The following is a 23,454-nucleotide window of genomic DNA, read 5'->3' on the forward strand; positions in this document are numbered from 1 at the left end:
AGGAGCGCATTCGGTGTTCGAATCCCTTTCCGACAGGTTGACCGGAGCCCTCAAGGACCTGCGCGGCAAGGGGCGCCTCTCCGACGCCGACATCGACGCGACCGCCCGGGAGATCCGCCTGGCGCTGCTCGAGGCCGACGTCGCGCTTCCCGTGGTGCGCTCGTTCATCGCCAAGATCAAGGAACGTGCCAAGGGCGCCGAGGTGCACGGCGCGCTCAACCCCGCCCAGCAGGTCGTCAAGATCGTCAACGAGGAACTCGTCGGGATCCTCGGCGGTGAGACCCGCCGGCTGCAGTTCGCCAAGACCCCGCCCACGGTGATCATGCTCGCCGGTCTGCAGGGTTCCGGTAAGACCACCCTCGCCGGCAAGCTCGCCAAGTGGCTCAAGGACCAGGGACACACCCCGCTGCTCGTCGCCTGTGACCTGCAGCGACCCGGTGCGGTCACCCAGCTGCAGATCGTCGGTGAGCGCGCCGGCGCGACCGTGTTCGCCCCGCACCCCGGCACCTCGATCGGCGGAGGCGAGAACCCGCTCGGCATCACCGCCGCCGACCCGGTGAACGTCGCCCGCGACGGCATCGCAGAGGCCCGCGCCAAGCACTACGACGTCGTCGTCGTCGACACCGCCGGCCGTCTCGGCATCGACGAGGAGCTGATGGCCCAGGCCGCCGGCATCCGCGACGCCGTGCAGCCCGACGAGACGCTGTTCGTGCTCGATGCCATGATCGGCCAGGACGCCGTGAGCACCGCCGAGGCGTTCCGCGCCGGTGTCGGCTTCACCGGCGTGGTGCTCACCAAGCTCGACGGCGACGCCCGCGGCGGTGCCGCCCTCAGCGTCCGTGAGCTGACCGGCCAGCCGATCCTGTTCGCGTCCACCGGTGAGAAGCTCGAGGACTTCGACGTCTTCCACCCCGAGCGCATGGCCAGCCGCATCCTCGGCATGGGCGACGTGCTCACCCTCATCGAGCAGGCCGAGCAGGTCTTCGACGCCCAGCAGGCCGAGGCCACCGCCGCGAAGATCGGTTCCGGTGAGCTCACCCTCGAGGACTTCCTCGACCAGATGATGGCCGTGCGGAAGATGGGGCCGATCGCGAACCTGCTCGGCATGCTGCCGGGTGCGGGCCAGATGAAGGACGCCCTCGCGAACGTCGACGAGAAGCAGCTCGACCGCATCCAGGCGATCATCCGCGGCATGACCCCGGCGGAGCGCGCCAACCCGAAGATCATCAACGCCTCCCGGCGGCTGCGGATCGCCAACGGCTCCGGCGTCAAGGTCTCCGACGTCAACCAGCTCGTCGACCGGTTCTTCGAAGCCCGCAAGATGATGGCCGCGATGGCCGGGCGCATGGGCATGCCCGGATCCCGCAAGCCGCAGCGCGCGAAGAAGGGCAAGAAGGGCAAGAAGGGCGGCCGCGGGCCGACCCCGCCGAAGATCAAGGGCGGGTTCCCCGGCGGCATGCCCGCCGGCATGCCCGGCATGGGTGGGATGCCCGCCGGGTTCCCGGACCTGTCGAAGATGCCGAAGGGCCTCGACGAGCTGCCGCCCGGTCTCGAGAACTTCGACCTCTCGCAGCTGAAGTTGCCGAAGAAGTAGACCGCCGTGGCGTTCACCCTGCGCGGACGGTCCCTGCCGGACGGCGAACCGATCGAGCTGTGGATCGACGACGACGGCACGTTCGCCGCCGAGCCGATCCCCGGGGCCGAACTGCTCACCGCCGACGGCTGGATCCTGCCCGGTCTCGTCGACGCCCACTGCCACGTCGGGATCCGCTTCGGTGGCGGCGCGGAGGACGCGGACGGGCTGATCGCGCAGGCCGTCACCGAACGCGACGCCGGGGTACTGCTACTACGCGACGCGGGATCCCCGGTCGACACCCGGCACCTCGACGCGCGGGCCGACCTGCCGCGGATCGTGCGCGCGGGACGGCACATCGCCGCGCCCAAGCGCTACATCCGCGGCCTGCCCGTCGACCTCGACGACGAATCGCAACTGCCGGACGAAGTGGTGCGCCAGGCCCGCGCCGGCGACGGCTGGGTCAAGCTCATCGGCGACTGGATCGACCGCGGCACCGGCGATCTCGCCCCGCTGTGGTCGGACGCGATCCTCGTCGAGGCCATCGCCGCGGCCCACCGGGAGGGAGCGCGGGTGACCGCGCACGTGTTCGGGGAGGACGCGCTGCCCGGCCTGCTCGCCGCCGGGATCGACTGCCTCGAACACGGCACGGGCCTGACCGACGACACCATCGCCGCGATGGCCGCGCAGGGCACGGCCCTCGTGCCGACGCTGGTCAACATCGACAATTTCCCGGAGATCGCCGACTCGGCCGCCCGGTTCCCGGTCTATGCGGCGCACATGCGGGACCTGCACGCCCGCGTCGCGGACACCGTCGGCGCCGCCCACGACGCCGGAATCCCGATCTATGCCGGCACCGACGCCGGCGGCTCGGTGCGGCACGGGCGCATCGCCGACGAGGTCGCCGCCCTCGGGAAGGCGGGGCTGACCCCGACCGAGGCGCTCGCCGCCGCCAGCTGGGCGGCCCGCACCTGGCTGGGACACCCGAGCCTCGAACCGGGCACGCCGGCCGACCTCACGGTGTACGCGGACGACCCGCGCAGCGGCCCGGACGTGCTGGCCCGGCCCGATCTGGTGATGCTCCGGGGTGCCGTCGTCACCCGCCGCGCCGCCCGCACATGACCGCCCCCGAACCGCCCGACCCGGGGACCGCTGCGGCTCCCGCGCTGCCCGCACCGTCCCGGCCCGCACACCGGTGGGGTATCCCCGCCGCGCTGGCGGTGCTGGCCGTCAACCTCGTCGGATTCACGTTGGGACCGATCCTGGCCGGGGAGGGCTTCGTCGCCGAGACGTACGTGCTCGCCATCATGGCCCCCACCCTGCTCGCCGGGGCGGCGGCCCTCGCGTTCAGCGTGTGGCGGGGCTGCGGGCCCGTCGCCGACTTCGGTCTGCCGCGGTCGTGGGCGGAGTTCCGCGACCAGCTCGGGGTCGGTCTGCTCGGCGGGGGGATCGCGCTGCTCGGCGCGTTGATCCTGGCGGCGATCCTCGTCGTCGCCCTGGGAATCGACGCCGCCGATTCCCCGCTCACCGCGCTGGTCGGGTTGCCCACGGGGTGGAAACTGCTGCTCGTGGCCTGGGTGTGGTTCGGCGCCCCCCTCGGCGAGGAACTGATGTTCCGCGGCATGCTGTGGGGGGCGCTCGAACGCCGGCCCGACCGGTGGTGGGGACGCCCGATCGGCGTCCTGACGATCACCACCGTCGTGTTCGCCGTGTGGCATCAGGAATGGTGGCGGCTGCCGGTGCTGCTGTGGGGCGGCGCGGCGATGGGGTTCGCGCGGCTGCGCGGCCGGTCGGTGTTCTCGTCCTGGGTGGCGCACTCGCTCAACAACACCCTGCCCGCGTTGGGTCTGCTGCTGCTGCTCTGACCTGTCGTTTTCGTCCCGCCGGGTGGATCTGGCAGAATGGACCGCTGTCGTCGCATCCGGTTACGCACCGCGCGGCGGTCACAGGATAGAGGCAAAACCGGGCGTGCCAGAAGGGCGCGTCGTCCGAATTGCACGTGACAGGCGTATTTCGCATGCGCCGAAGGAGATTCGCAGCAGTGGCTGTCAAGATCAAGCTCACCCGTCTCGGCAAGATCCGCAACCCGCAGTACCGCATCGTGGTTGCCGACTCGCGCACCCGCCGCAACGGCCGCGCCATCGAGACCATCGGCAAGTACCACCCGAAGGAAGAGCCCTCGCTGATCGAGATCGACTCGGAGCGGGCCCAGTACTGGCTCGGCGTCGGTGCACAGCCGACCGAGCCGGTCGAGAACCTCCTCAAGATCACCGGCGACTGGCAGAAGTTCAAGGGCCTGCCCGGCACCGAGGGCACCCTGCGCAAGGCCGAGCCCAAGCCGTCCAAGCTCGAGCTGTTCCAGGCTGCCCTCGCGCAGGCCGAGAACGCGCCGGCTGCCGAGGCCATCACGCCCAAGAAGAAGAAGGCCGCCAAGGAAGACGCCGCGGAGGAGTCCTCCGAGTCCACCGAGGCTGCCGAGTAATGAGCGCCGTTGTCGCCGATGCCGTCGAGCATCTCGTCCGTGGAATCGTCGCCAACCCCGACGACGTGCGCGTCGAGCTGATCACGGGCCGTCGGGGGCGCACCGTCGAGGTGCACGTGCACCCCGACGATCTCGGCAAGGTCATCGGTCGCGGTGGCCGCACCGCGACCGCCCTGCGGACCCTCGTCTCCGGCATCGGTGGCCGAGGGATCCGCGTCGACGTCGTCGACACCGACCAGTAGGCGCGCCGCGGTGGAGCTCGTGGTGGGCCGTGTCGCCAAGTCGCACGGCATCAAGGGTGAGGTGGTCGTCGAGATTCGCACCGACGAACCCGAGGAGCGCTTCGCCGTCGGCGCGGTGCTGCACGGCCGCAAGCCCCGCGAGCAGACCCTGCAGACGTACACGGTGGAAGCCGCCCGGGAACACTCCGGGCGGCTTCTGCTGCGCGTGCGGGGCGTCACCGATCGCAGCGCCGCCGACGCCCTGCGCGGCACCCTGTTCGTCGTCGACAGCGCCGATCTGCCGCCGTCCGACGACCCGGACGAATTCTACGACCACGAACTCGAGGGACTGTCCGTACGTATCGTCGGGGGCCGGCCCGACGCCGGCACCGAGATCGGCACCGTTCGCGAGGTGCTGCACACCGCCGCCGGCGAACTGCTCTCCGTCCGGCCGGCCGGCGACGAACAGCGCGAACTGCTGATTCCGTTCGTCACCGCGATCGTGCCGACGGTCTCGCTCGCGGCCGGTGTCGTCGAGATCGATCCGCCCGAGGGTCTGCTCGACCCCGACTTCGGTTCGGAGACATAGCCTCCCGTGCGTTTCGACGTCGTCACCATCTTCCCCGAATACCTCGAGCCGCTGCGCGTCGCGCTGCTCGGCAAGGCGATCGACAAGGGGCTCGTCTCCGTGGGGATCCACAACCTGCGGGACTGGACCCACGACGTGCACAAGGCCGTCGACGACGCCCCGTACGGCGGGGGACCGGGCATGGTCATGAAACCCACGGTGTGGGGGCCCGCCCTCGACGACGTGCTCGCCGGGCCCGACGGCGAACCCGACCCCGACGTGCTGCTCGTCGTCCCCACCCCGGCCGGTGTGCCGTTCGACCAGGCCACCGCGCAACGCTGGGCCGGCGAGAAGCGCATCGTATTCGCCTGCGGCCGCTACGAAGGCATCGACCAGCGCGTCTTCGACGACGCCGCGCGCCGGGTACGCGTCGAAGAGGTCAGCATCGGCGACTACGTGCTCATCGGCGGCGAGGTCGCCGTCCTCGTCATGACCGAGGCCGTCGTGCGGCTGCTGCCCGGCGTCCTCGGCAATCAGCAGTCCCACCAGGAGGACTCGTTCTCCGACGGGCTGCTCGAGGGCCCCAGCTACACCCGCCCCGTCAGCTGGCGCGGCCTCGACGTGCCGCCGGTACTGCTGTCCGGGGACCACGCCAAGGTGGCCGCGTGGCGGCGGGAACAGGCGCTCGAGCGCACCCGCGAACGCCGACCCGACCTGCTCGCCGACTGACCCACGCTCAGTGCGTCCCGGCGCTGCCGAACACCGTGCGGACCACCTCGGTCACCGTCTCCCGCGCGTGCTGCGCGCTCGCATCCCCGGTCGCATCGAACAGCGCCGTGTCCGGCAGATCGGTCCACCGGTCGTCGTCCGCGTCGTAGTGCACGAGTTCGCGGGAGAGCACTACCAGCACGTACCGCTCGTCGTCCCCGACGAACCCCGTGGACAGATGGATCCAGCGCCCGTCCAGGCAGCACATCCAACCCTGCTTGACGCCGAGCCCGGTGGTGTCGCTCAGCCCGTCCGGCAACCCGAATCGCTGGTCGTACCCGTCGGCGCCGACGGGGCCGGCGGCACGCAGGTGCCCCAGGATCGTCGCCCGGCCCCACTCGTCGAGCCCGCCCGTGCCGTCGAGCAGATCCGCGTACCAGGTGAGCAGGTCCGACGCGGTGGTGACGGTGTTCCACCACAGCCCGTCCGCCGGCGCGACGGTGCCGGTGAGCGCGTGCCGCGCGGCGGTACGCTCGACGATCTCCGAGTCGCCGTGCCGGAACCACAGGTCGTTCGCCGCCGAATCGTCCGACGACTCGAGCATCGCGGTGATCCGGTCGTAGTCGCTGCCGCCGAGCGGCAACTCGCCCGTCGCCGCCCGGTACAGCAGGTCGTCGGCGATGAACAGCTTGGCCACCGACGCGGTCTCGACGGGTGTGTCGACGCCGCCGACGACCCGGAGCCCGGTCCGCCGGTCGAGCGCGGCGATCGTGACGTCGGCGCCGCGCCCGGCCGCGGTCGCCGCCGCGGCCGTCATCCGATCGGGCAGCGAAACGAGTGGTTCGAGCGGACCGGGGGACTCGACGCCGGCGGACGGCAGGGCGACCGGCGACCCGACCGGCTCCGGGCCGCACGCCCCCACCGTCGCTGCGGTCAGCAACGACAGCGCCAGCATCGCCCAGCGTCCGCCGCGCACCCGGGACATATCCACCCTCCTGTTGTCGATTGTCCGACGAACTCGTCCCACCGTCGAGGAGACGCGCACGCCCCTCCGCGTCACCGAGGGCGGAGGAAGGATAGCGGTAGGGTCGACCGCTGTGACGACCGCTCTCAAGACCGTGAATCAGCGCATCGCCGAGGAACTCGCCGTCCGGGAAGGTCAGGTCGCCGCGGCGGTCGACCTGCTCGACGGCGGCGCGACGGTGCCGTTCATCGCCCGCTACCGCAAGGAGGTCACCGGCGGGCTCGACGACGCCCAGCTCCGGCAGCTCGAAGAACGCCTGCGATACCTGCGTGAACTCGACGAGCGCCGCACGGCGGTGCTCGAGTCCGTCGAATCCCAGGGCAAGCTGGACGACGAGCTGCGCACGCAGATCCTGCTCGCCGACACCAAGGCCCGGCTCGAGGACATCTACCTGCCGTTCAAGCCGAAGCGCCGCACCAAGGCGCAGATCGCGCGGGAGGCCGGTCACGAGCCCGTCGCCGACGCCCTCCTCGGCGACCCCACCACCGATCCCGCGCAGTACAGCGCCGAACAGCTCGACGGCGCCCGCGCCATCCTCGTCGAACGCTTCGCCGAGGACGCCGACCTCGTCGGCGAGCTGCGCGAGGCGATGTGGACCCGCGGCCAGCTGAAGTCCACCGTGCGTCCCGGCAAGGAAACCGAGGGTGCCAAGTTCGCCGACTACTTCGAGTTCTCCGAGCCCTTCCCCGACCTGCCCTCGCATCGCATCCTGGCGGCGCTGCGCGGCGAGAAGGAGGAGGTGCTGAGCCTGTCGCTCGAACCGGACTCCGAGGAACCCGAGCCCGGGCAGCGCACCTACTACGAAGGCCGCATCGCCACCCGCTTCGGCATCGCCGACGAGGGCCGGGCCGCCGACAAGTGGCTCCTCGACACCGTCCGCTGGGCGTGGCGCACCAAACTGCTCGTCTCCCTCGCCCTCGACATCCGCATGCGGCTGCGGCAGTCCGCCGAGAAGGACGCCGTGGACGTGTTCGCCGCGAACCTGCGCGACCTGCTGCTCGCCGCCCCCGCCGGCACCCGGCCGACGATGGGACTCGACCCCGGCTTCCGCACCGGCACCAAGGTCGCCGTCGTCGACGCCACCGGCAAGGTCGTCGCGCACGACACGATCTATCCGCACCAGCCGCACAACAAGCGGGACCAGGCCCTGGCCACCCTGGCGCGGCTCGTCGCGCAGCACGGTGTGGAACTGATCGCGATCGGGAACGGCACCGCCTCCCGCGAGACCGATGCCCTCGCCACCGAACTGATCGCGAAGTCCGGCGCCACGAACCTGACCAAGATCGTGGTGTCCGAGGCCGGCGCGTCCGTGTACTCGGCGTCGGCGTACGCCTCGAAGGAACTGCCGGACCTCGACGTGTCGATCCGCGGTGCCGTGTCCATCGCCCGGCGCCTGCAGGACCCGCTCGCCGAACTCGTCAAGATCGATCCCAAGTCGATCGGCGTCGGCCAGTACCAGCACGACGTGTCCGAGACGCTGCTCGCCCGCTCCCTCGGCACGGTCGTCGAGGACGCGGTCAACGCCGTCGGTGTGGACGTCAACACCGCGTCGGTGCCGCTCCTGGCCCGGGTGTCGGGCATCACGTCGTCCCTCGCCGAGAGCATCGTCGCCCACCGCGACGGGAACGGGCCGTTCCGCACCCGCAAGGACCTCACCGCGGTGCCGCGCCTCGGCCCGAAGGCGTTCGAGCAGTGTGCCGGCTTCCTGCGCATCCCGAACGGCGACGATCCGCTCGACGCGTCGAGCGTGCACCCCGAGGCGTACCCGGTCGTGCGGCGCATCGTCGACACCGCGGGCGGCGGCGTGCGCGAGCTGGTCGGCAACACCGCAGTGCTGCGGCGCCTGCGCGCGGAGGACTTCGTCGACGACCGCTTCGGTCTGCCCACGGTCACCGACATCATCGCCGAACTCGAGAAGCCGGGCCGCGACCCGCGCCCGGAGTTCAAGACCGCGACGTTCGCCGCCGGCGTCGAGAAGGTCGCCGACCTGAAACCCGGCATGGTGCTCGAGGGCGTGGTCACCAACGTCGCGGCGTTCGGGGCGTTCGTCGACGTCGGGGTGCACCAGGACGGTCTCGTGCACGTGTCCGCGATGTCCCGCAGCTTCGTCAAGGACCCGCGCGACGTCGTCAAGTCCGGCGAGGTGGTCAAGGTCAAGGTGCTCGATGTGGACGTGCCGCGGCAGCGGATCGGCCTGACGCTGCGCCTCGACGACGAGATCCCCGCTGGCGCCCCGTCCGGCGGCGGCGACTCGCGCGGTCCGCAGGACCGGGGCGGACGCCGGCCGGGTGGCCGGCAGCAGGGCAAGCGTCAGGGCGGGCAGGGGCAGGGTGGTCACCGCGGGGACCGTCGCCAGGACGCCCCGCCGGCCGCCGGCTCGATGGCGGACGCGTTGCGGCGCGCCGGATTCGGCAAGTAGACGCCGCCGGGCCGCGCCGACTACCGGCGCGGCCCGGTTCCTGACATCCTCGGGAGCATGCAGCCCACGGTGACGACCGGCCGCGCGCCGAAGGACCCGCCCCGCCCCGCCGACGAAGTCCCGAGGGCGATCGCGCCGTGACGGCCGTGACCGAGTGGCTGCAACGCGAGATCATCGACCGCGGGCGCCTGCCACTGCTGTTCTTCCTGCTCGGATTTCTCCTCGCGTTCCTGTTCATCCGGTTCAGCGTCCGCATGATCCGCGCCCAGGTGCGCTGGTGGCCCGGCAACGTCACCCCCGGCGGCCACCACGTGCACCACGTGGTGTTCGGCGTCGTCACCATGGTGATCGCGGGCGGATCCCTCATCGCCGTCTACGAGGACGGCACGCAGACCACCGGGGCGGCCCTGGCCACGCTCTTCGGCATCGGGACCGCGCTCGTGCTCGACGAGTTCGCCCTGATCTTCTACCTCAACGACGTGTACTGGGAGCAGGAGGGACGCGTCTCGGTCGATGCGGTCTTCGTCGCGATCGCCGTCACCGGCCTGGTGCTGCTCGGCCTGCAGCCCCTCGAATTCGCCGACATCACCAACTTCCGGGAGGACCCGTCATGGGTGACCCGCACCCTGATCGCCCTCTCCGCTGTCGGAAATCTGGCCCTCGCGGCGGTCGTGCTGGCCAAGGGCAAGATCTGGACGGGCCTGGTCGGTCTGTTCGTCTTCCCCCTGCTGCTGGTCGGGGCGGTGCGCCTGTCGCGGCCCGGCGCACCCTGGGCCCGCTGGCGCTACACCGGCAAGACCCGCAAGATGCGCCGCGCGATCGAACGCGAGCGGCGCTACCGACGCCCGGTGATCCGGGCGAAGATCTTCGTGCAGGACCTCGTGGCAGGCAAGCCGACGATGGACACCGTGCAGGGAGCCGTCCAGCACTCCCGCGTCGCCGCCGAAGCCGAACTGGCCCGCACCGTGCACGCCGCACCCCCGCCGATTTCCGCCACCCCGGCACCGTCTGGCACAATTGACGGGTTGCCCGGCTCGGGCACGCATACCTGACCTGGGCACGAACCAGTCGAGCACCGCCTTCCGGTGGATGCCGCTCGGTTCCTCTGCTCATGCGAACAAGCGAGGATGACAACCGATGAACACCCTGGACTTCCTGGACGCCAAGTCCCTGCGCGACGACATTCCGGACTTCCGTGCCGGCGACACCCTGAACGTGCACGTCAAGGTCATCGAGGGCTCCAAGGAGCGCGTGCAGGTCTTCAAGGGCGTCGTGATCCGTCGCCAGAACGGTGGCATCCGCGAGACCTTCACCGTGCGCAAGGTCTCGTTCGGTGTCGGCGTCGAGCGGACCTTCCCGGTGCACAGCCCCAACCTCGCCAAGATCGAGGTCGTCACCCGTGGTGACGTGCGCCGCGCCAAGCTGTACTACCTGCGCGAGCTGCGCGGCAAGGCCGCCAAGATCAAGGAAAAGCGCTGATCGTCACGCGCTGACCGTCAGGCCCCGAGTAGCCCGGTCCGGATCCGTTCCGGGCCGGGCTACTCTGATTCGGTGGCAGATTCCTCGCGAGACCCGGCCGTGCCGGAGATGCAGCAGCACAGCACCGACGACACGCCTGGACGCGATCGGAAACAGGACAAGAAGGAGAAGTCGTTCCTGCGGGAACTGCCCGTCCTGATCCTCGTCGCGCTCGTGCTGAGCTTCCTGCTCCAGACCTTCGTCGCGCGGGTGTACCTCATTCCCTCGGAGTCGATGGAGCCCACCCTGCACGGCTGCCCCGGCTGCACCGGCGACCGGATCGTCGTCGAGAAGATCGGCTACCGCTTCGGCGATCCCCGGCCCGGCGACGTCGTGGTCTTCCGCGGCCCCGACTCCTGGTCCACCGGATACGTCTCCACCCGCTCCGACAACGTCGTGATCCGCGGCGTGCAGGAGGTGGGTTCCCTCGTCGGCCTCGTCCCACCCGACGAGAACGACCTCGTCAAGCGCGTGATCGCCGTCGGCGGGCAGACCGTCGAATGCTGCGACGACCAGGGCCGCGTCCTCGTCGACGGCCGCCCCCTCGACGAGCCGTACATCGAGATGGACTTCCCGTTCACCCCCGGCGTGGTCACCTGCGAGACCGAGGTGCGCTCGGGCCGCTGCTTCGGTCCGGTCTCCGTGCCGGACGGCCACATCTGGGTCATGGGGGACAACCGCTCCAACTCCGCGGACTCGCGCTACCACGTCGCCGACGAGAACCAGGGCACCATCCCGGTCGACAACGTCATCGGCAAGGCCCGGTTCATCGTCCTGCCGCCCTCGCGGTGGGGCACCATCGATTCCCCGGAGATCCAGCAACCGTGACCCCGTGGCCGCCGCGCGCTGTGATCCGCAGGTCTGCGGGCCTGCGCACCATGGAGTCGACGCTCGTGCGATGCGGGCTCGGGCCGGTCGCGGGGGTCGACGAGGCAGGCCGCGGCGCCTGCGCCGGGCCGCTCGTCGTCGCCGCGTGCATCCTCGATCGCCGACCACATCCGACGCTCGCGCGTCTCGACGACTCCAAGAAGCTCACCGAGAAGACCCGGGAGGAGCTGTTCCCGATCATCCGACGCCGCGCGGTGGCGTGGAGCGTGGTGATCGTGCCGGCTGCCGAGATCGACGCCATCGGTGTGCACGTGGCCAACATCGAGGGCATGCGCCGTGCGGTGATGCGGCTGTCCGTCGCGCCCGGGTACGTTCTCACCGACGGGTTCCGGGTCCCGGGCCTGCCGGCGCCGTCGCTGCCGGTCATCGGCGGGGACGCCGCGGCGGCCTGCATCGCGGCGGCGAGCGTGCTCGCCAAGGTCACCCGGGACCGGATCATGGTCGACCTGGACGGCGAGCTGCCCGGCTACGGCTTCGCCGTCCACAAGGGTTACAGCACCGCCGCGCACATGGCGGCGCTGCGCGATCTCGGCCCCAGCCGGGAGCATCGCCTGCGATACGCCAACGTCGCCGCCCTCCTCGGCGACGACTCCGGCCACGGCCGATTCGGCTCCGACGAGGCGGATGCGGGATGATGGATCGACACACCAGAACGGGAGGACACCGAGACCGATGAGTGCCGAGGATCTCGAGAAGTACGAAACCGAGATGGAGCTCTCGCTGTACCGGGAGTACCGGGACATCGTCGGTCAGTTCGCGTACGTCGTGGAGACCGAGCGACGGTTCTATCTCGCCAACGCGGTCGAGCTGCTCCCGCACAATTCCGGCGGCGAGGTGTACTTCGAAGTGCGCATGTCCGACGCGTGGGTGTGGGACATGTACCGTCCGGCCCGCTTCGTCAAGCACGTCCGGGTCATCACCTTCAAGGACGTCAACATCGAAGAGCTCGACAAGCCGGACCTGCGCCTGCCCGACAAGCTGGGATAGCCGGCTCACCCCATCCGCGCCTTCGTGGCCGAATGTCACATTCAGTCGATTCGATCGAAGCGGTGTGACATTCGGCCACGGGCCGTTCACCGGCCTCGCCCCGTCGGCAGGAGTTGTCCACACCCGGCGAGTTCATCCACAGATTCCGTGATCCGGACCGGCGGGGGCCGCGGGCGTCCCTCCTGTGCCGCACAGTGGTTGCCACACAGGGAGGGACGGGGATGGGACGTAATCAGCAGGTGGGGGCGCTGGGGGAGGACCTGGCCGCCGAGTTTCTCGAGTCGGCGGGCTTGGTGGTGCTCGCGCGCAACTGGCGTAGCCGGTACGGCGAACTCGATCTGATCGCCGAGGACGGCGACACCGTGGTGTTCGTGGAGGTCAAGACCCGCACCGGCCTCGGGTACGGCACGCCGGCCGAGGCGGTGACCGCGGCGAAGGCGGACCGCATCCGGCGGCTGGCCGCGCTGTGGCTTTCCAGCCACGAGCGACGATGGCGGCGCATCCGGGTCGATGTGGTCACGGTGCTGCTCCCGTCCCGGGGCGCACCCGTGATCACCCATCGCCGGCAGGTGCTCTGATGGCGCTGGGGAAGGCCTACTCGGTGGCGGTCACGGGGGTGGACGGACAGGTCGTGGAGATCGAGGCCGACATCGGCCGCGGACTGCCGGGAGTGAAGATGGTCGGTCTGCCCGACACTGCGCTCCAGGAGTCCCGGGACCGAGTCCGGGCGGCGGTGACGAATTCCGGTGGCGAATGGCCGGATTCGCGGGTGGTGCTGGCCCTGTCGCCGGCGACGCTGCCGAAGGTGGGCAGCGTCTACGACCTCGCCCTCGCGTGCGCCGTGCTCAACGCCGCCAAGTCGATTCCACCGGAGTCGGTTGCGCGGACGATTCTGCTCGGGGAGCTGGCGCTCGACGGCCGGGTCCGGTCGGTGCGGGGAGTCCTTCCGGCGGTGCTCTCCGCCAAGCGTGCCGGGTGGGAGCGGGTGGTGGTGCCGGCCGCGACGATGCCCGAGGCCGGCCTGGTCGACGGCATCGACATCTACGGGGCGGGCACTCTCACCGAGGTGGTGCTGTGGCTGCGCGGCGACGGACCGCTCGAGCGACCCGGTCCCCGTCCACCGGGGGAGCGGCCGGGACGGGCGGACATGAGCGAGGTGGTCGGTCAGCACGAGGCACGACGGGCCATCGAGATCGCGGCCGCCGGTGCGCATCATCTGATGCTCACCGGCCCGCCCGGCATCGGGAAGACGATGCTCGCCCAGCGGCTTCCCGGGGTGTTGCCGGCGTTGACGGAGGAACAGGCGCTCGAGGTGACCGCGATCCACTCCGTCGCCGGAACGCTGTCGGCGGATCAGCCGCTCGTCACCGACCCGCCGTTCATCGCTCCCCACCACACCGCGTCGGTCACCTCGCTCGTCGGCGGGGGCAGCGGCACGGCCAAGCCTGGTGCGGTCAGCCGTGCCCACCGGGGCGTCCTCTTCCTGGACGAGGTCGCCGAGATGGGCACCAAGGCGCTCGAGGCGTTGCGGACCCCGCTCGAGGACGGTGAGGTGCGCATCGCCCGCCGCGACGGCGTCGCGCGCTATCCGGCGCGCTTCCAGCTGATTCTCGCCGCCAATCCGTGCCCGTGTGCGCCGCCTCGCGACGCCGACTGCGTGTGCCCGCCCGCCGCGCGCCGCCGCTACCTGGGAAGGTTGTCGGGCCCGCTGCTCGACCGGGTGGACCTGCGGGTTCGGATGGAGACGGTAGCGACCGGCGCGCTCATGGGGGAGGCGGGGGAGAGCACCGAGGATGTTCGCGCCCGGGTGGCCCGGGCCCGGGCCGCCGCGGCAGCCCGCTGGAACGCGCACGGATGGAGCACCAACGCCGAGGTCCCGGGTCCCGCGCTGCGGCAGAAGTTCCGCCTGCCGCGCGCGGCGCTGGGGCCCGTGGAGTGGGCGCTGCGGAAGGGGGCGATCACCGCGCGCGGCGCGGATCGTGCGTTGCGAGTCGCGTGGACGCTGGCAGATCTCGCGGGGCTCGACGCCCCGGGAGAAGTGCAGGTGGCGACGGCTCTGGATTTCCGGGATCGGGGGACGGTGTGAGCGCGACGGATCCGCGCCGGCTGGCGTGGGCCTACCTGTCGGTCGTGGCGCAGGGGGCGTCGCGCATGCTGAACGCCGCGATCGCGGAGGCCGGCCCGGAGGTGGTCGCGGCAGCGGTGCGCGACGGTTCGATCGGCGGTCCCCTCCGCAGGCGTACCGCCGCCCGTGCCCATCTCGACTCCGCGGCGAGGGACCTCGAGCTGGTGGAGCGGCTGGGCGGCCGTCTGGTCACACCCGACGACGACGAGTGGCCGGCGTGGCAGTTGCTCGCGTTCGACGGTCTCGACGGCGCGGACGCCGATGCCGCGCCGCCGGCGTTGTGGGCGCTGGGGCGACGGCGGATCGACGAGCTGGTGGAGCGGTCCGTTGCCGTCGTCGGCACGCGTGCGGCCAGTGGCTACGGCGAGAATGTGACCGCGGAGATCGCCGGGGACCTGGCGACCGACGGGTGGGCGGTGCTGTCGGGGGCGGCCTTCGGGATCGACGCGGCGGCGCACCGGGCGGCGCTGGGGGTCGGTGGCGCGACGATGGCGGTGCTCGCGTGCGGAGTGGACCGCGCCTATCCGGCAGCGCACACCGGGTTGTTGCGGCAGATCGCCGAGCAGGGGGCGGTGGTCAGCGAGTATCCGCCCGGCACGCTGCCGGCGCGGTTCCGGTTCCTGGCCCGCAACCGACTGGTCGCGGCGCTGGGCGGGGGCGTGCTGGTGGTGGAGGCGGGCTGGCGCAGCGGGGCGCGGAACACGGCGGCGTGGGGGAGACGGCTGGGACGGCCGGTACTGGCGGTTCCGGGGCCCGTGACGTCGGCGGCGTCGCAGGGCTGTCATCGGATGATCCGGGAACAGGAGGCGCGACTGGTGGGCACCGCACGCGAGGTGGTCGAGGAGGTCGGCCCGATGGGTGTGGCCGACGACGGTGACGGGCGGTGGGCGCGAGCGCTCGACGGGCTCTCGGGCGACATGGCGGCCGTGTACGAAGCTCTGCCCGCGGTGGGTGCGGTGTCGGTGCAGCAACTGTCGGTGGCGTCGGGGCTGCTCCCGGAGCGGGTGCGGGCCGCGCTTCCGCTGCTCGAACTCGAGGGACACGTGCAGCGGGAGGCAGCCGGGTGGGCGCGCGGCGGCGGGTGAGCGTCAGGACTGCTCGTGCCCGCGTAGCTCCTCGGCTTTGGCCAGGATGGGCTTGTAGTACTTGTCGCCGAGCACCCGGGTCACCTGGGCCGCGAGCTCGGTCTCCCCGGTCTGGAGTAGGACGTACTCGAGCTCGGCCAGCTGTGCGCCGATCGCCTCGCGCCGGCGGTCCGTCTCCTCGAGGGCGCCGACGAGGCTGGTCAGGTACTGCGACGTGACGGTGTTCATCGTTTCTCGCATACCGCAACGATGGCGGAATTCCGGGGCGATGTCGGCGGATCGGCCGATCCCGGTGGTGTCGCGTCGATGCGGGGGGCGGTGGCCGCCGACGAACGGCACGCGTACGCTGCAGTGGTTAGGTAAGGCTGAGCAAATATGGAGGTGGGCGTGGCCCCGAAGTCCCCGCGATCGACGACCCTGACGGTGACGGGCAGCGAACGCCTGACCCCGCACCTGGTGCGGGTGTACCTCGGCGGTCCCGGGTTCGACGAGTTCGAACCCGGCCCGCACACGGATTCGTACGTCAAACTCGAGCTGGAGGCCGACGGCGAGACGGTCCTGCGTACGTACACGGTGCGGGCTGTGGACCGGGAGGCCGGGCAGATCGCGATCGATTTCGTCGTCCACGGCGATCAGGGTGTCGCCGGCCCCTGGGCGGCGTCCGTACGGCCGGGGCAGACCGTCGTGGTCCGTGGCCCGGGAGGCGCCTACCGTCCGGATCCGGACGCCGACTGGCACCTGCTCGCCGGGGACGACACCGCGATTCCGGCCGTCGCCGCGGCGCTCGAAGCCCTGGCTCCGGATGCGCGGGGCCGGGTGTTCCTCGAGGTGGCCGGCCCCGACGACGAAATCGCCCTCGCGGCGCCCGCCGGAGTCGAGGTCACCTGGCTGCACCGCGGCTCCGCTGCCGGAAATGCCGGGCCGGACCTGTCCGGCGCGAGCGCGCCCCTGGTCTCGGCCGTGACCGGCGCGGAGTGGCTGCCGGGAGACCCGCACGTGTTCATCCACGGGGAAGCGGAGACGGTCATGCAGTACCTGCGGCCGTACGTCCGCAAGACCCGCGGGGTTCCGGCGGCACGCGCGTCGATCTCCGGGTACTGGCGGCGCGGCCGCAGCGAGGAGGGCTTCCGGGAGTGGAAGCGCGAACTCGCCACGGCCGAAGCGCGGTGAGCGGGCTCAGGGGCGGTCGCGGGTGAGGGTGAGCAGAGCGGTCATCGACAGCGCGGCCGAGATCGCGATCGCCAGCGCCATCGGCAGCGCGGTGTCCTCCCCGCCGAGGCCGACCAGCGGCGACACCAGGGCGGCCAGGCCGAACTGCGAGGCGCCCATGACCGCGGAACCGGTGCCCGCCGTCTTCGGAACCTGCCCCTGCGCCAGCGCCGTCGCGTTGCCCATGACGAAGCCGAGGCTGGAGACGACGAGGAACAGCAGGGGCAGCACCAGCCAGCGGGCGGTGTCCGCGACCAGGACCGCGAGCACCAGCAGGATTCCGGCGGCCAGCATCTGGGCTACGCCGTACCGCAACAGGTTCCGCACCTCGAAGCGGCCGATGAGCCGGGTGTTGACGATGTTGCCTGCGACGAGGCCCACCGAGTTGACGGCGAAGATCAGGGAGAACTGTCCCGGCGTCATTCCCAGGACCTCCTGGACCACGAACGGTGACGCGGAGATGTACGAGAACATGGCGCCGAAGCCGAGCGCGAACGTCGCGGCGTAACCCACGAACTGCCGATTGCCGATCACCGTGCCGAAGTTGCGGGCGAGCGTGGCCAGGCCCCCGCTGTGGCGGCGTTCGGGCGGCAGTGTCTCCGGAACGACCGTGAGCACCGCGACGACCATCACCACCGCGAGGCCCGTCAGAACCCAGAAGATGCCGCGCCAACCGATCGGCCCGAGGAGGACGCCGCCGAGCAGGGGTGCGACGATCGGTGCCACTCCGCCGATGATCATCATGATGCTGAACAGGCGGGCGGCCTCGTTGCCGCGGGAGCGATCCGCAATCACCGCGCGCGCCAGCACGATTCCCGTGCCGCCGCTGAAGCCCTGGATCAGGCGCGCCGCGATGAGCACCTCCACTGTCGGCGCCGTCGCGCACAGGGCGCTGCTCAGAGCCAGGACGACGGTGCCCGCCAGTAGCAGGCGACGCCTGCCCCACCCGTCGGAGAGCGGTCCCACGACGAGCTGCCCGACGCCGAGGCCGGCCATGAAGGTGGTGAGCGTGAGCTGGATGCCGACCGTGCTGGTGCCGAGACTCTCCGACATGATCGGCAGTCCGGGCAGATACATGTCGGTGGCCAGCGGCGCGGTAGCGGAGAGCAGTGCCAGACCGAACAGCATCGGCAACGGAATCGTTTTACTCACGAACTAACCTTAGTGTGGGCCCGATCGGCGTGTTCGGTTGCGTGGGCGGTACCCACGGCGCACGGTGACGGCCATGGACACCGCGCTGCCGCCGCCTCTCGCCGTGCACCTCGAGGAGTTCGTCGAGCACCTCGACTTGCAGGGCGGCCGGTCTGCCCACACGATCCGCGCGTACACGACCGACATCCGCACCCTCCTCGCCCACCTCGAGACCGGCCACCCGGATGCGCGGATCGACGACCTCACCCTCGAGGTGCTTCGCTCCTGGCTGGCCGACCAGGTCGCGGGTGGCGCTGCCCGTACGACCCTGGCGCGGCGCACCTCCTCCGCCCGGACCTTCTGCGCGTGGTTGGCCCGTACCGGCCGGCTCGACCACGATCCCGCGGCTCGGCTGGTGTCGGCCCGCACCCATCGCACCCTTCCGCCGGTGTTGCGGGCCGACCAGGCATGCGAGGTCATGGCGGCTGCGGAAGCCGGTGCGCGAGAGCTGGACCCGGTGGCGCTGCGCGACCGGCTCGTGCTGGAGCTGCTGTACGCGACGGGGATCCGGGTCGGGGAGCTGTGCGGGCTCGACGTCGACGACGTCGATGCCGATCGTCGGGCGCTGCGCGTGCTCGGCAAGGGAAACAGGGAGCGGACCGTGCCGTACGGTGCGCCCGCCGCCACTGCGCTCGACGCGTGGCTGCACAGCGGACGGCCCGCCCTCGCGCGCCCGGACTCCGGGCCCGCACTTCTGCTGGGTGCACGCGGCGGGCGGCTGGGCCCGCGCCAGGTCCGTTCCGTGGTGCACGAGAACGTGGCCGCGGTGCCCGGCGCGCCCGACCTCGCGCCGCACGGGCTGCGGCACAGCGCCGCCACCCATCTGCTCGAGGGCGGGGCCGACCTGCGGGTGGTGCAGGAGTTGCTCGGACATGCGAGCCTCGCGACGACCCAGCTCTACACCCATGTGTCGGTAGCGCGGCTGAGGGCGGCGCACGAACAGGCGCATCCGCGGGCGTGACTCGGGCGACGAACCCGAGGTTTGGTACGGTCGCCGCCGCATCTGCTGCGCAATCCGGGGGGAATTGTGGGACACGAGGAGTCGACGCACGCTCTGCCTGCCTGGCTTCGGGACGAACCGGCGCCGGTCGGCCGCCGCGGAAGGCGACGGGGTGGCGACCGTGCGGTCGTGCCGCCTGCGCAACCGGAGCCGCCTGCGCGGGCGGAGCCGCCTGCGCAGCCTGGACATCCACCGTCCCGGCCCGCGCCCGTCGAGGTGGACCGGCCGACGGGTCTGCCGGATCCGGTGCCGTCGGTCCCGTTCGGCATGCCTCCTCGAGAGCGTCCCGCATCTGTGCCCGAAGCGCGGATCGTCGATGCAGCGGTTCCCGAACCGTCCCGTGTCGAACCTGTCATCCCCGAACCCGTCATCCCCGAACCCGTCACCCGCGAACCCGTCACCCGCGAACCCGTCACCCCCGAATCTGGGGACCCCGAACCTGGGGACCCCGAACCTGGGGACCCCGAACCCGCGGACCCGGAACCCGCCCTCGAAGCCGCAACAACAGAACCGGTGGTGCCGGAACCGGTGGTCACCGGACAACCCGCCGACGCCGCGGTGGCCGGGCCCGCGACTGCGGCCGGTCCGGAGGAGGCGGCGGGGCAGAACGGTCCGGGGGAACATCACCGCACCGGGCCCGCACCGCGTCCACCCACGCCCGGCGCGGACGCCACCGGGTCACCCCTGCGAGCGGCGGACGATCCCGAACGCCCGACGTCGTCGACCCCTCCCGGGCATTCCACCCCAGGACACCGCCGGGAAACCGGCACGGTGGAGTCCGGCGCGCCGGAGCCCCGGCCGTCCGATCAGGACCTGACCTCCGGCGCCCTGGTCCGGCGGTCCCGGCGCTCTCCGGCAGCCGGTTGGCGGCGCAGCGTGCACCGGCTCACCGGCGGGATCCTCGCGCCCGGCGAATCGACCGACGAGGCGTACCGGCGTGAGCTCCGGGACCGGGTCCGGCAGCCGATCAGCGGCGACTACCGGATCGCGGTGCTCTCCCTCAAGGGCGGTGTCGGGAAGACGACGACCACCGTCGGTCTCGGCTCCACGTTCGCCTCGTTGCGGGGGGACTGCGTGATCGCGGTCGACGCGAATCCCGACTTCGGGACGCTCGCGCAGCGAGTGCCCCAGCAGACCGAGTCCACGGTGCGCGACCTGCTCGCCGCGGCCCCGCGGATCTCCCGCTACGCCGACGTCCGCGCGCACACGTCGCAGGCGCCGAGCCGTCTCGAGGTGCTTGCGAGCGAACGCGACCCGGCCGTGTCCGAGGCGTTCAGCGAGGACGACTACCGCCGCGTCGTGGACATCCTGCGGGTGTACTACAACGTCGTCCTCACCGACTGCGGCACGGGCATCATGCATTCGGCGATGCGGGGGGTGCTCGATCTCGCCCACGCGCTCGTGCTCGTCGCATCCCCGGCGATCGACGGGGCCCGGAGCGCTGCCGCGACGCTCGACTGGTTGCAGCACCACGGTTTCGGGGCGCTCGTCGAGCGCACCGTCGTGGTGATCAGCGCTGCCCGGCCCGGGGCCACCAACATCGACATGCAGGCACTGACGGGCCACTTCCTCGCGCGGTGCCGGGCCGTGCAGGTGGTGCCGTTCGACGAGCACCTCGCCGAGGGGGCCGAGATCGACCTCGCTCTGCTCCGGCCCGCCACTCGTCGCGCCTTCCTCGAACTCGCCGCCATGGTCGCCGACGACTTCGCCGCGGTGTCGGGACGTCACGCCGCGGGCCGCGGCCCGGAGCCGAGCCGCGGGCGCGCCTGAGCGGTCCCGCCGCCGCGCCCGGACACGGGCTCGAGACGGATCACCGACCGCACGAGCGGCAACGGGTCGAGGTAGTCGTCGCGGCCTCGGCGCATTCCCCAGTGCAGGCAGGCCACCGCGGGGCAACCCTCGTGGCCCGGCTCGAGGGTGCCGAGCGGGTCACCCCGTTCCACGCGCCGGCCGGCGGTGACCGTCGCGGTCACCGGCTCGTAGGTGGTGCGCAGCCCGCCGGCGTGCTCCACCGAGACCACGGGTTTGCCGGCGACGGTCCCCGCGAACACCACTACACCGGCACCGGCGGCGAGCACCGGCTGCCCGGGCCGGCCGGCGAGGTCGGCGCCCCGGTGCCCGGGAAGCCAGTCGTGCTCGGGACCGTCGAAGGGGCGGGCCACCGCCGGCCGTGGCTGCAGCGGCCAGCCGAACTCGCGGGGGGACGCCGCGGCGGGAATCGACCCCGCCAGTGCGGCGAGCGCGGTCAGGACGGCGATCCCGGTGATCTTCATCCGCCCAGCGTGCCGGGCGGTGCCTGCGACGGACAGAGTCTGCCCGGCATTGTGGACAACCCTCCGATTCGTCCACAGATCGTCCGAACCGGCCCGCTGATCAGGCAGTTGTGGTTCCCGCAGGGCAAGGCCGTACACTGTTCGAGCGGTCTGTGTTCGCAGATCGACTTCGCGCGTCCGCGCGCTGATCGCCGCCCGGTGCTCCGGGCGCCATCGGAAATTGGCCGTCGGCCGGTCCCGCAAGGGTCCGACGGGCATGCGGACGCCAGGGCGGGGATCACCCGATCTCCCGCGGCAACCGAACCGAAAGAGAGAACAGCCATGGCTGTCGTAACAATGAAGCAGCTGCTCGACAGCGGCGCCCACTTCGGTCACCAGACCCGTCGCTGGAACCCGAAGATGAAGCGGTTCATCTTCACCGACCGCAACGGCATCTACATCATCGACCTGCAGCAGACCCTGACGTACATCGACAAGGCGTACGAGTTCATCAAGGAGACGGTCGCCCACGGTGGCACCGTGCTGTTCGTCGGCACCAAGAAGCAGGCGCAGGAGTCCATCGCGGAAGAGGCCACCCGGGTCGGGATGCCCTACGTGAACCAGCGCTGGCTCGGCGGCATGCTCACCAACTTCTCCACCGTCCACAAGCGCCTGCAGCGCCTGAAGGAGCTGGAGTCGATGGAGCAGACCGGTGGGTTCGAGGGTCGCACCAAGAAGGAAATCCTCATGCTCACGCGTGAGAAGACCAAGCTCGAGCGCACCCTCGGTGGCATCCGCGACATGGCCAAGGTGCCGTCGGCGATCTGGGTCGTCGACACCAACAAGGAGCACATCGCCGTCGGCGAGGCCCGCAAGCTGAACATCCCGGTCGTCGCGATCCTCGACACCAACTGCGATCCCGACGTCGTCGACTACCCGATCCCGGGCAACGACGATGCGATCCGTTCGGCTGCGCTGCTGACCAAGGTCGTCGCCTCCGCCGTCGCCGAGGGCGTGCAGGCCCGCGCCGGCCAGAGCGCCGACAAGGACGCCAAGCCGGAGGCCGGCGCCGGCGAGCCGCTCGCCGAGTGGGAGCAGGAGCTGCTCGCGCAGGCCACCCCGGCCGCCGAAGCCGAGGCCCCCGCCGCCGACGCGGCGCCCTCCGCCGAAGCCTGATCCGATGCGCGGCCCCGACCGGTAGATCCTGAGATCATGGTCGGGGCCGTCGCACGCGACCGCGCCGCATCAGTGCACCCGCACGCGACCGAGCCGCATCAGAGGAAACTTCCGCGCGAGCACCCATCGCGCACAACAGACACAGGAGGCTCGCTTCCCATGGCGAACTACACCGCCGCCGACGTCAAGCGTCTGCGTGAGCTCACCGGCTCCGGAATGCTGGCGTGCAAGAACGCCCTCGCCGACAACGACGGCGACTTCGACAAGGCCGTCGAGCAGCTGCGCATCAAGGGCGCCAAGGACGTGGGCAAGCGCGCCGAGCGCTCCACCGCCGAGGGCCTGGTCGCCGCGAAGAACGGCGTGCTCATCGAGCTCAACTCCGAGACCGACTTCGTCGCCAAGAACGACGAGTTCCAGGCTCTCGCCGAGAAGATCGTCACCGCTGCGGCCGAGGCCAAGCCGGCCGACCTCGAGGCCCTCAAGGCCGTCGAGGTCGACGGCAAGACCGTCGACACCCTCGTGCAGGAGCTCTCCGCCAAGATCGGCGAGAAGCTCGAGCTGCGCCGTCTCGCCGTCTTCGACGGCCCCGTCGCGGTGTACCTGCACAAGCGTGCGTCCGACCTGCCGCCGGCTGTCGGCGTGCTCGTCGAGTACTCCGGTGAGGGTGACGCCGCCGCAGAGGCCGCCCGTGCCGCCGCGATGCAGGTCGCCGCGCTGAAGGCGAAGTACCTCTCCCGCGACGAGGTTCCGGCCGACACGGTCGAGAACGAGCGCCGCATCGCGGAGGAGACCGCCAAGAACGAGGGCAAGCCGGAGGCCGCCCTGCCGAAGATCGTCGAGGGCCGGCTCAACGGCTTCTTCAAGGACGTCGTGCTGCTCGAGCAGGCCTCGGTGACGGACTCGAAGAAGACCGTCAAGGCGCTGCTCGACGATGCCGGTGCCACCGTGTCGCGCTTCGTGCGTTTCGAGGTCGGCGGCAGCTAGACCTCTCGTTTCCTCGACCCCGTCGGCGCTCGCCGGCGGGGTCG

Annotated in this window: 25 protein-coding genes; 21 read left to right on the forward strand and 4 right to left on the reverse strand. The window is 71.4% G+C overall.

What is annotated here, in order from left to right; genetic code table 11:
- Positions 1 to 13 precede the first annotated feature (13 nt).
- From ffh to trmD, 7 genes are all read left to right on the forward strand, one after another.
- A complete protein-coding gene (gene ffh / locus ACWPQI_RS09890) occupies positions 14 to 1,594 on the forward strand; it encodes a signal recognition particle protein (RefSeq protein WP_010592760.1) in 1,581 nt (526 codons plus the stop codon).
- Positions 1,595 to 1,600: 6 nt separating this feature from the next.
- On the forward strand, positions 1,601 to 2,695 hold the full coding sequence (locus tag ACWPQI_RS09895) for an amidohydrolase family protein (RefSeq protein ID WP_017680546.1): 1,095 nt from the start codon (positions 1,601 to 1,603) through the stop codon (positions 2,693 to 2,695).
- On the forward strand, positions 2,692 to 3,438 hold the full coding sequence (locus ACWPQI_RS09900; RefSeq protein ID WP_010592758.1) for a CPBP family intramembrane glutamic endopeptidase: 747 nt from the start codon (positions 2,692 to 2,694) through the stop codon (positions 3,436 to 3,438). Before ACWPQI_RS09895 ends, ACWPQI_RS09900 begins: the two co-directional genes overlap by 4 nt.
- A 176-nt stretch (positions 3,439 to 3,614) precedes the next feature.
- Entirely contained in the window at positions 3,615 to 4,055 is a 441-nt protein-coding gene (gene rpsP, locus ACWPQI_RS09905) for a 30S ribosomal protein S16 (protein ID WP_017680547.1), read from the forward strand.
- On the forward strand, positions 4,055 to 4,297 hold the full coding sequence (locus ACWPQI_RS09910; RefSeq protein ID WP_003939023.1) for an RNA-binding protein: 243 nt from the start codon (positions 4,055 to 4,057) through the stop codon (positions 4,295 to 4,297). The genes rpsP and ACWPQI_RS09910 overlap by 1 nt, the downstream gene beginning before the upstream one ends.
- Before the next feature lie 10 nt (positions 4,298 to 4,307).
- Entirely contained in the window at positions 4,308 to 4,865 is a 558-nt protein-coding gene (gene rimM, locus ACWPQI_RS09915) for a ribosome maturation factor RimM (protein ID WP_017680548.1), read from the forward strand.
- Between the two features lie 6 nt (positions 4,866 to 4,871).
- Complete coding sequence (trmD, locus tag ACWPQI_RS09920; RefSeq protein ID WP_003939021.1) at positions 4,872 to 5,573, forward strand: tRNA (guanosine(37)-N1)-methyltransferase TrmD; 702 nt, start codon at positions 4,872 to 4,874, stop codon at positions 5,571 to 5,573.
- 7 nt (positions 5,574 to 5,580) lie between these two features.
- On the opposite strand, the gene ACWPQI_RS09925 is transcribed toward trmD, so the two are convergent.
- Complete coding sequence (locus ACWPQI_RS09925; RefSeq protein ID WP_432794007.1) at positions 5,581 to 6,537, reverse strand: hypothetical protein; 957 nt, start codon at positions 6,535 to 6,537, stop codon at positions 5,581 to 5,583.
- 112 nt (positions 6,538 to 6,649) lie between these two features.
- Here ACWPQI_RS09925 and ACWPQI_RS09930 point away from each other — a divergent pair, with 112 nt between their 5' ends.
- The 9 genes from ACWPQI_RS09930 to dprA all read left to right on the forward strand — a co-directional run bounded on the left by ACWPQI_RS09930 (position 6,650) and on the right by dprA (position 15,598).
- Entirely contained in the window at positions 6,650 to 8,995 is a 2,346-nt protein-coding gene (locus ACWPQI_RS09930; RefSeq protein WP_010592753.1) for a Tex family protein, read from the forward strand.
- A gap of 146 nt (positions 8,996 to 9,141) precedes the next feature.
- On the forward strand, positions 9,142 to 10,047 hold the full coding sequence (locus tag ACWPQI_RS09935) for a hypothetical protein (protein ID WP_026137709.1): 906 nt from the start codon (positions 9,142 to 9,144) through the stop codon (positions 10,045 to 10,047).
- 85 nt (positions 10,048 to 10,132) lie between these two features.
- Positions 10,133 to 10,474, forward strand: a complete 342-nt coding sequence (gene rplS, locus ACWPQI_RS09940; protein WP_003939017.1) for a 50S ribosomal protein L19 — start codon at positions 10,133 to 10,135, stop codon at positions 10,472 to 10,474.
- 108 nt (positions 10,475 to 10,582) lie between these two features.
- The gene (lepB, locus tag ACWPQI_RS09945) at positions 10,583 to 11,341 is read left to right on the forward strand and encodes a signal peptidase I (RefSeq protein ID WP_017680550.1); all 759 of its coding nucleotides are present in this window, start codon (positions 10,583 to 10,585) and stop codon (positions 11,339 to 11,341) included.
- Positions 11,338 to 12,036, forward strand: coding sequence for a ribonuclease HII (locus ACWPQI_RS09950; protein ID WP_029539889.1), 699 nt, complete (start codon positions 11,338 to 11,340; stop codon positions 12,034 to 12,036). The genes lepB and ACWPQI_RS09950 overlap by 4 nt, the downstream gene beginning before the upstream one ends.
- 37 nt (positions 12,037 to 12,073) lie before the next feature.
- Positions 12,074 to 12,388 (forward strand): DUF2469 domain-containing protein, encoded by a 315-nt coding sequence (locus ACWPQI_RS09955; RefSeq protein ID WP_003939014.1) that lies wholly within the window; start codon positions 12,074 to 12,076, stop codon positions 12,386 to 12,388.
- Between the two features lie 221 nt (positions 12,389 to 12,609).
- A complete protein-coding gene (locus ACWPQI_RS09960) occupies positions 12,610 to 12,966 on the forward strand; it encodes a YraN family protein (protein WP_026137711.1) in 357 nt (118 codons plus the stop codon).
- Complete coding sequence (locus tag ACWPQI_RS09965; RefSeq protein WP_119699710.1) at positions 12,966 to 14,474, forward strand: YifB family Mg chelatase-like AAA ATPase; 1,509 nt, start codon at positions 12,966 to 12,968, stop codon at positions 14,472 to 14,474. Before ACWPQI_RS09960 ends, ACWPQI_RS09965 begins: the two co-directional genes overlap by 1 nt.
- Positions 14,471 to 15,598 (forward strand): DNA-processing protein DprA, encoded by a 1,128-nt coding sequence (dprA, locus tag ACWPQI_RS09970; protein WP_010592747.1) that lies wholly within the window; start codon positions 14,471 to 14,473, stop codon positions 15,596 to 15,598. The genes ACWPQI_RS09965 and dprA overlap by 4 nt, the downstream gene beginning before the upstream one ends.
- Before the next feature lie 3 nt (positions 15,599 to 15,601).
- Here the strand turns inward: dprA and ACWPQI_RS09975 are convergent, their stop codons facing one another.
- The gene (locus tag ACWPQI_RS09975; RefSeq protein ID WP_225222748.1) at positions 15,602 to 15,838 is read right to left on the reverse strand and encodes a hypothetical protein; all 237 of its coding nucleotides are present in this window, start codon (positions 15,836 to 15,838) and stop codon (positions 15,602 to 15,604) included.
- Between the two features lie 135 nt (positions 15,839 to 15,973).
- Between ACWPQI_RS09975 and ACWPQI_RS09980 the strand changes: the two genes are divergently transcribed.
- Positions 15,974 to 16,768: a siderophore-interacting protein gene (locus tag ACWPQI_RS09980; protein ID WP_010592745.1), complete on the forward strand. Its 795-nt coding sequence runs from the start codon at positions 15,974 to 15,976 to the stop codon at positions 16,766 to 16,768.
- A gap of 6 nt (positions 16,769 to 16,774) precedes the next feature.
- On the opposite strand, the gene ACWPQI_RS09985 is transcribed toward ACWPQI_RS09980, so the two are convergent.
- The gene (locus tag ACWPQI_RS09985; protein ID WP_040271819.1) at positions 16,775 to 17,935 is read right to left on the reverse strand and encodes a multidrug effflux MFS transporter; all 1,161 of its coding nucleotides are present in this window, start codon (positions 17,933 to 17,935) and stop codon (positions 16,775 to 16,777) included.
- Between the two features lie 97 nt (positions 17,936 to 18,032).
- On the opposite strand from ACWPQI_RS09985, the gene ACWPQI_RS09990 reads away from it, so the two are divergent.
- Positions 18,033 to 18,959 (forward strand): tyrosine recombinase XerC, encoded by a 927-nt coding sequence (locus ACWPQI_RS09990; RefSeq protein ID WP_010592743.1) that lies wholly within the window; start codon positions 18,033 to 18,035, stop codon positions 18,957 to 18,959.
- 333 nt (positions 18,960 to 19,292) lie between these two features.
- Positions 19,293 to 20,768 (forward strand): MinD/ParA family ATP-binding protein, encoded by a 1,476-nt coding sequence (locus tag ACWPQI_RS09995; protein ID WP_474738783.1) that lies wholly within the window; start codon positions 19,293 to 19,295, stop codon positions 20,766 to 20,768.
- Here the strand turns inward: ACWPQI_RS09995 and ACWPQI_RS10000 are convergent.
- On the reverse strand, positions 20,723 to 21,271 hold the full coding sequence (locus tag ACWPQI_RS10000; protein ID WP_010592741.1) for a M23 family metallopeptidase: 549 nt from the start codon (positions 21,269 to 21,271) through the stop codon (positions 20,723 to 20,725). The genes ACWPQI_RS09995 and ACWPQI_RS10000 overlap by 46 nt on opposite strands.
- Positions 21,272 to 21,592: 321 nt before the next feature.
- Between ACWPQI_RS10000 and rpsB the strand changes: the two genes are divergently transcribed.
- On the forward strand, positions 21,593 to 22,426 hold the full coding sequence (rpsB, locus tag ACWPQI_RS10005) for a 30S ribosomal protein S2 (protein WP_003939003.1): 834 nt from the start codon (positions 21,593 to 21,595) through the stop codon (positions 22,424 to 22,426).
- A 159-nt stretch (positions 22,427 to 22,585) separates the two neighbouring features.
- Entirely contained in the window at positions 22,586 to 23,410 is an 825-nt protein-coding gene (tsf, locus tag ACWPQI_RS10010) for a translation elongation factor Ts (protein ID WP_010592739.1), read from the forward strand.
- Positions 23,411 to 23,454: the final 44 nt, after the last annotated feature.

The sequence above is a fragment of the Rhodococcus sp. LMD genome, from assembly GCF_056108245.1.

Excerpts from the sequence above, each read along its gene's own strand:
- tsf (WP_010592739.1), top strand. The coding sequence starts at position 22,586 with ATGGCGAACTACACCGCCGCCGACGTCAAGCGTCTGCGTGAGCTCACC.
- ACWPQI_RS09975 (WP_225222748.1), bottom strand. The coding sequence starts at position 15,838 with ATGCGAGAAACGATGAACACCGTCACGTCGCAGTACCTGACCAGCCTC.
- ACWPQI_RS09980 (WP_010592745.1), top strand. The coding sequence starts at position 15,974 with ATGGAGGTGGGCGTGGCCCCGAAGTCCCCGCGATCGACGACCCTGACG.
- ACWPQI_RS09965 (WP_119699710.1), top strand. The coding sequence starts at position 12,966 with ATGGCGCTGGGGAAGGCCTACTCGGTGGCGGTCACGGGGGTGGACGGA.
- ACWPQI_RS09900 (WP_010592758.1), top strand. The coding sequence starts at position 2,692 with ATGACCGCCCCCGAACCGCCCGACCCGGGGACCGCTGCGGCTCCCGCG.
- rplS (WP_003939017.1), top strand. The coding sequence starts at position 10,133 with ATGAACACCCTGGACTTCCTGGACGCCAAGTCCCTGCGCGACGACATT.
- ACWPQI_RS09985 (WP_040271819.1), bottom strand. The coding sequence starts at position 17,935 with ATGCTGTTCGGTCTGGCACTGCTCTCCGCTACCGCGCCGCTGGCCACC.
- ACWPQI_RS09910 (WP_003939023.1), top strand. The coding sequence starts at position 4,055 with ATGAGCGCCGTTGTCGCCGATGCCGTCGAGCATCTCGTCCGTGGAATC.
- ACWPQI_RS09925 (WP_432794007.1), bottom strand. The coding sequence starts at position 6,537 with ATGTCCCGGGTGCGCGGCGGACGCTGGGCGATGCTGGCGCTGTCGTTG.
- ACWPQI_RS09955 (WP_003939014.1), top strand. The coding sequence starts at position 12,074 with ATGAGTGCCGAGGATCTCGAGAAGTACGAAACCGAGATGGAGCTCTCG.
- ACWPQI_RS10000 (WP_010592741.1), bottom strand. The coding sequence starts at position 21,271 with ATGAAGATCACCGGGATCGCCGTCCTGACCGCGCTCGCCGCACTGGCG.
- lepB (WP_017680550.1), top strand. The coding sequence starts at position 10,583 with ATGCAGCAGCACAGCACCGACGACACGCCTGGACGCGATCGGAAACAG.
- ACWPQI_RS09990 (WP_010592743.1), top strand. The coding sequence starts at position 18,033 with ATGGACACCGCGCTGCCGCCGCCTCTCGCCGTGCACCTCGAGGAGTTC.
- ACWPQI_RS09960 (WP_026137711.1), top strand. The coding sequence starts at position 12,610 with ATGGGACGTAATCAGCAGGTGGGGGCGCTGGGGGAGGACCTGGCCGCC.
- rpsB (WP_003939003.1), top strand. The coding sequence starts at position 21,593 with ATGGCTGTCGTAACAATGAAGCAGCTGCTCGACAGCGGCGCCCACTTC.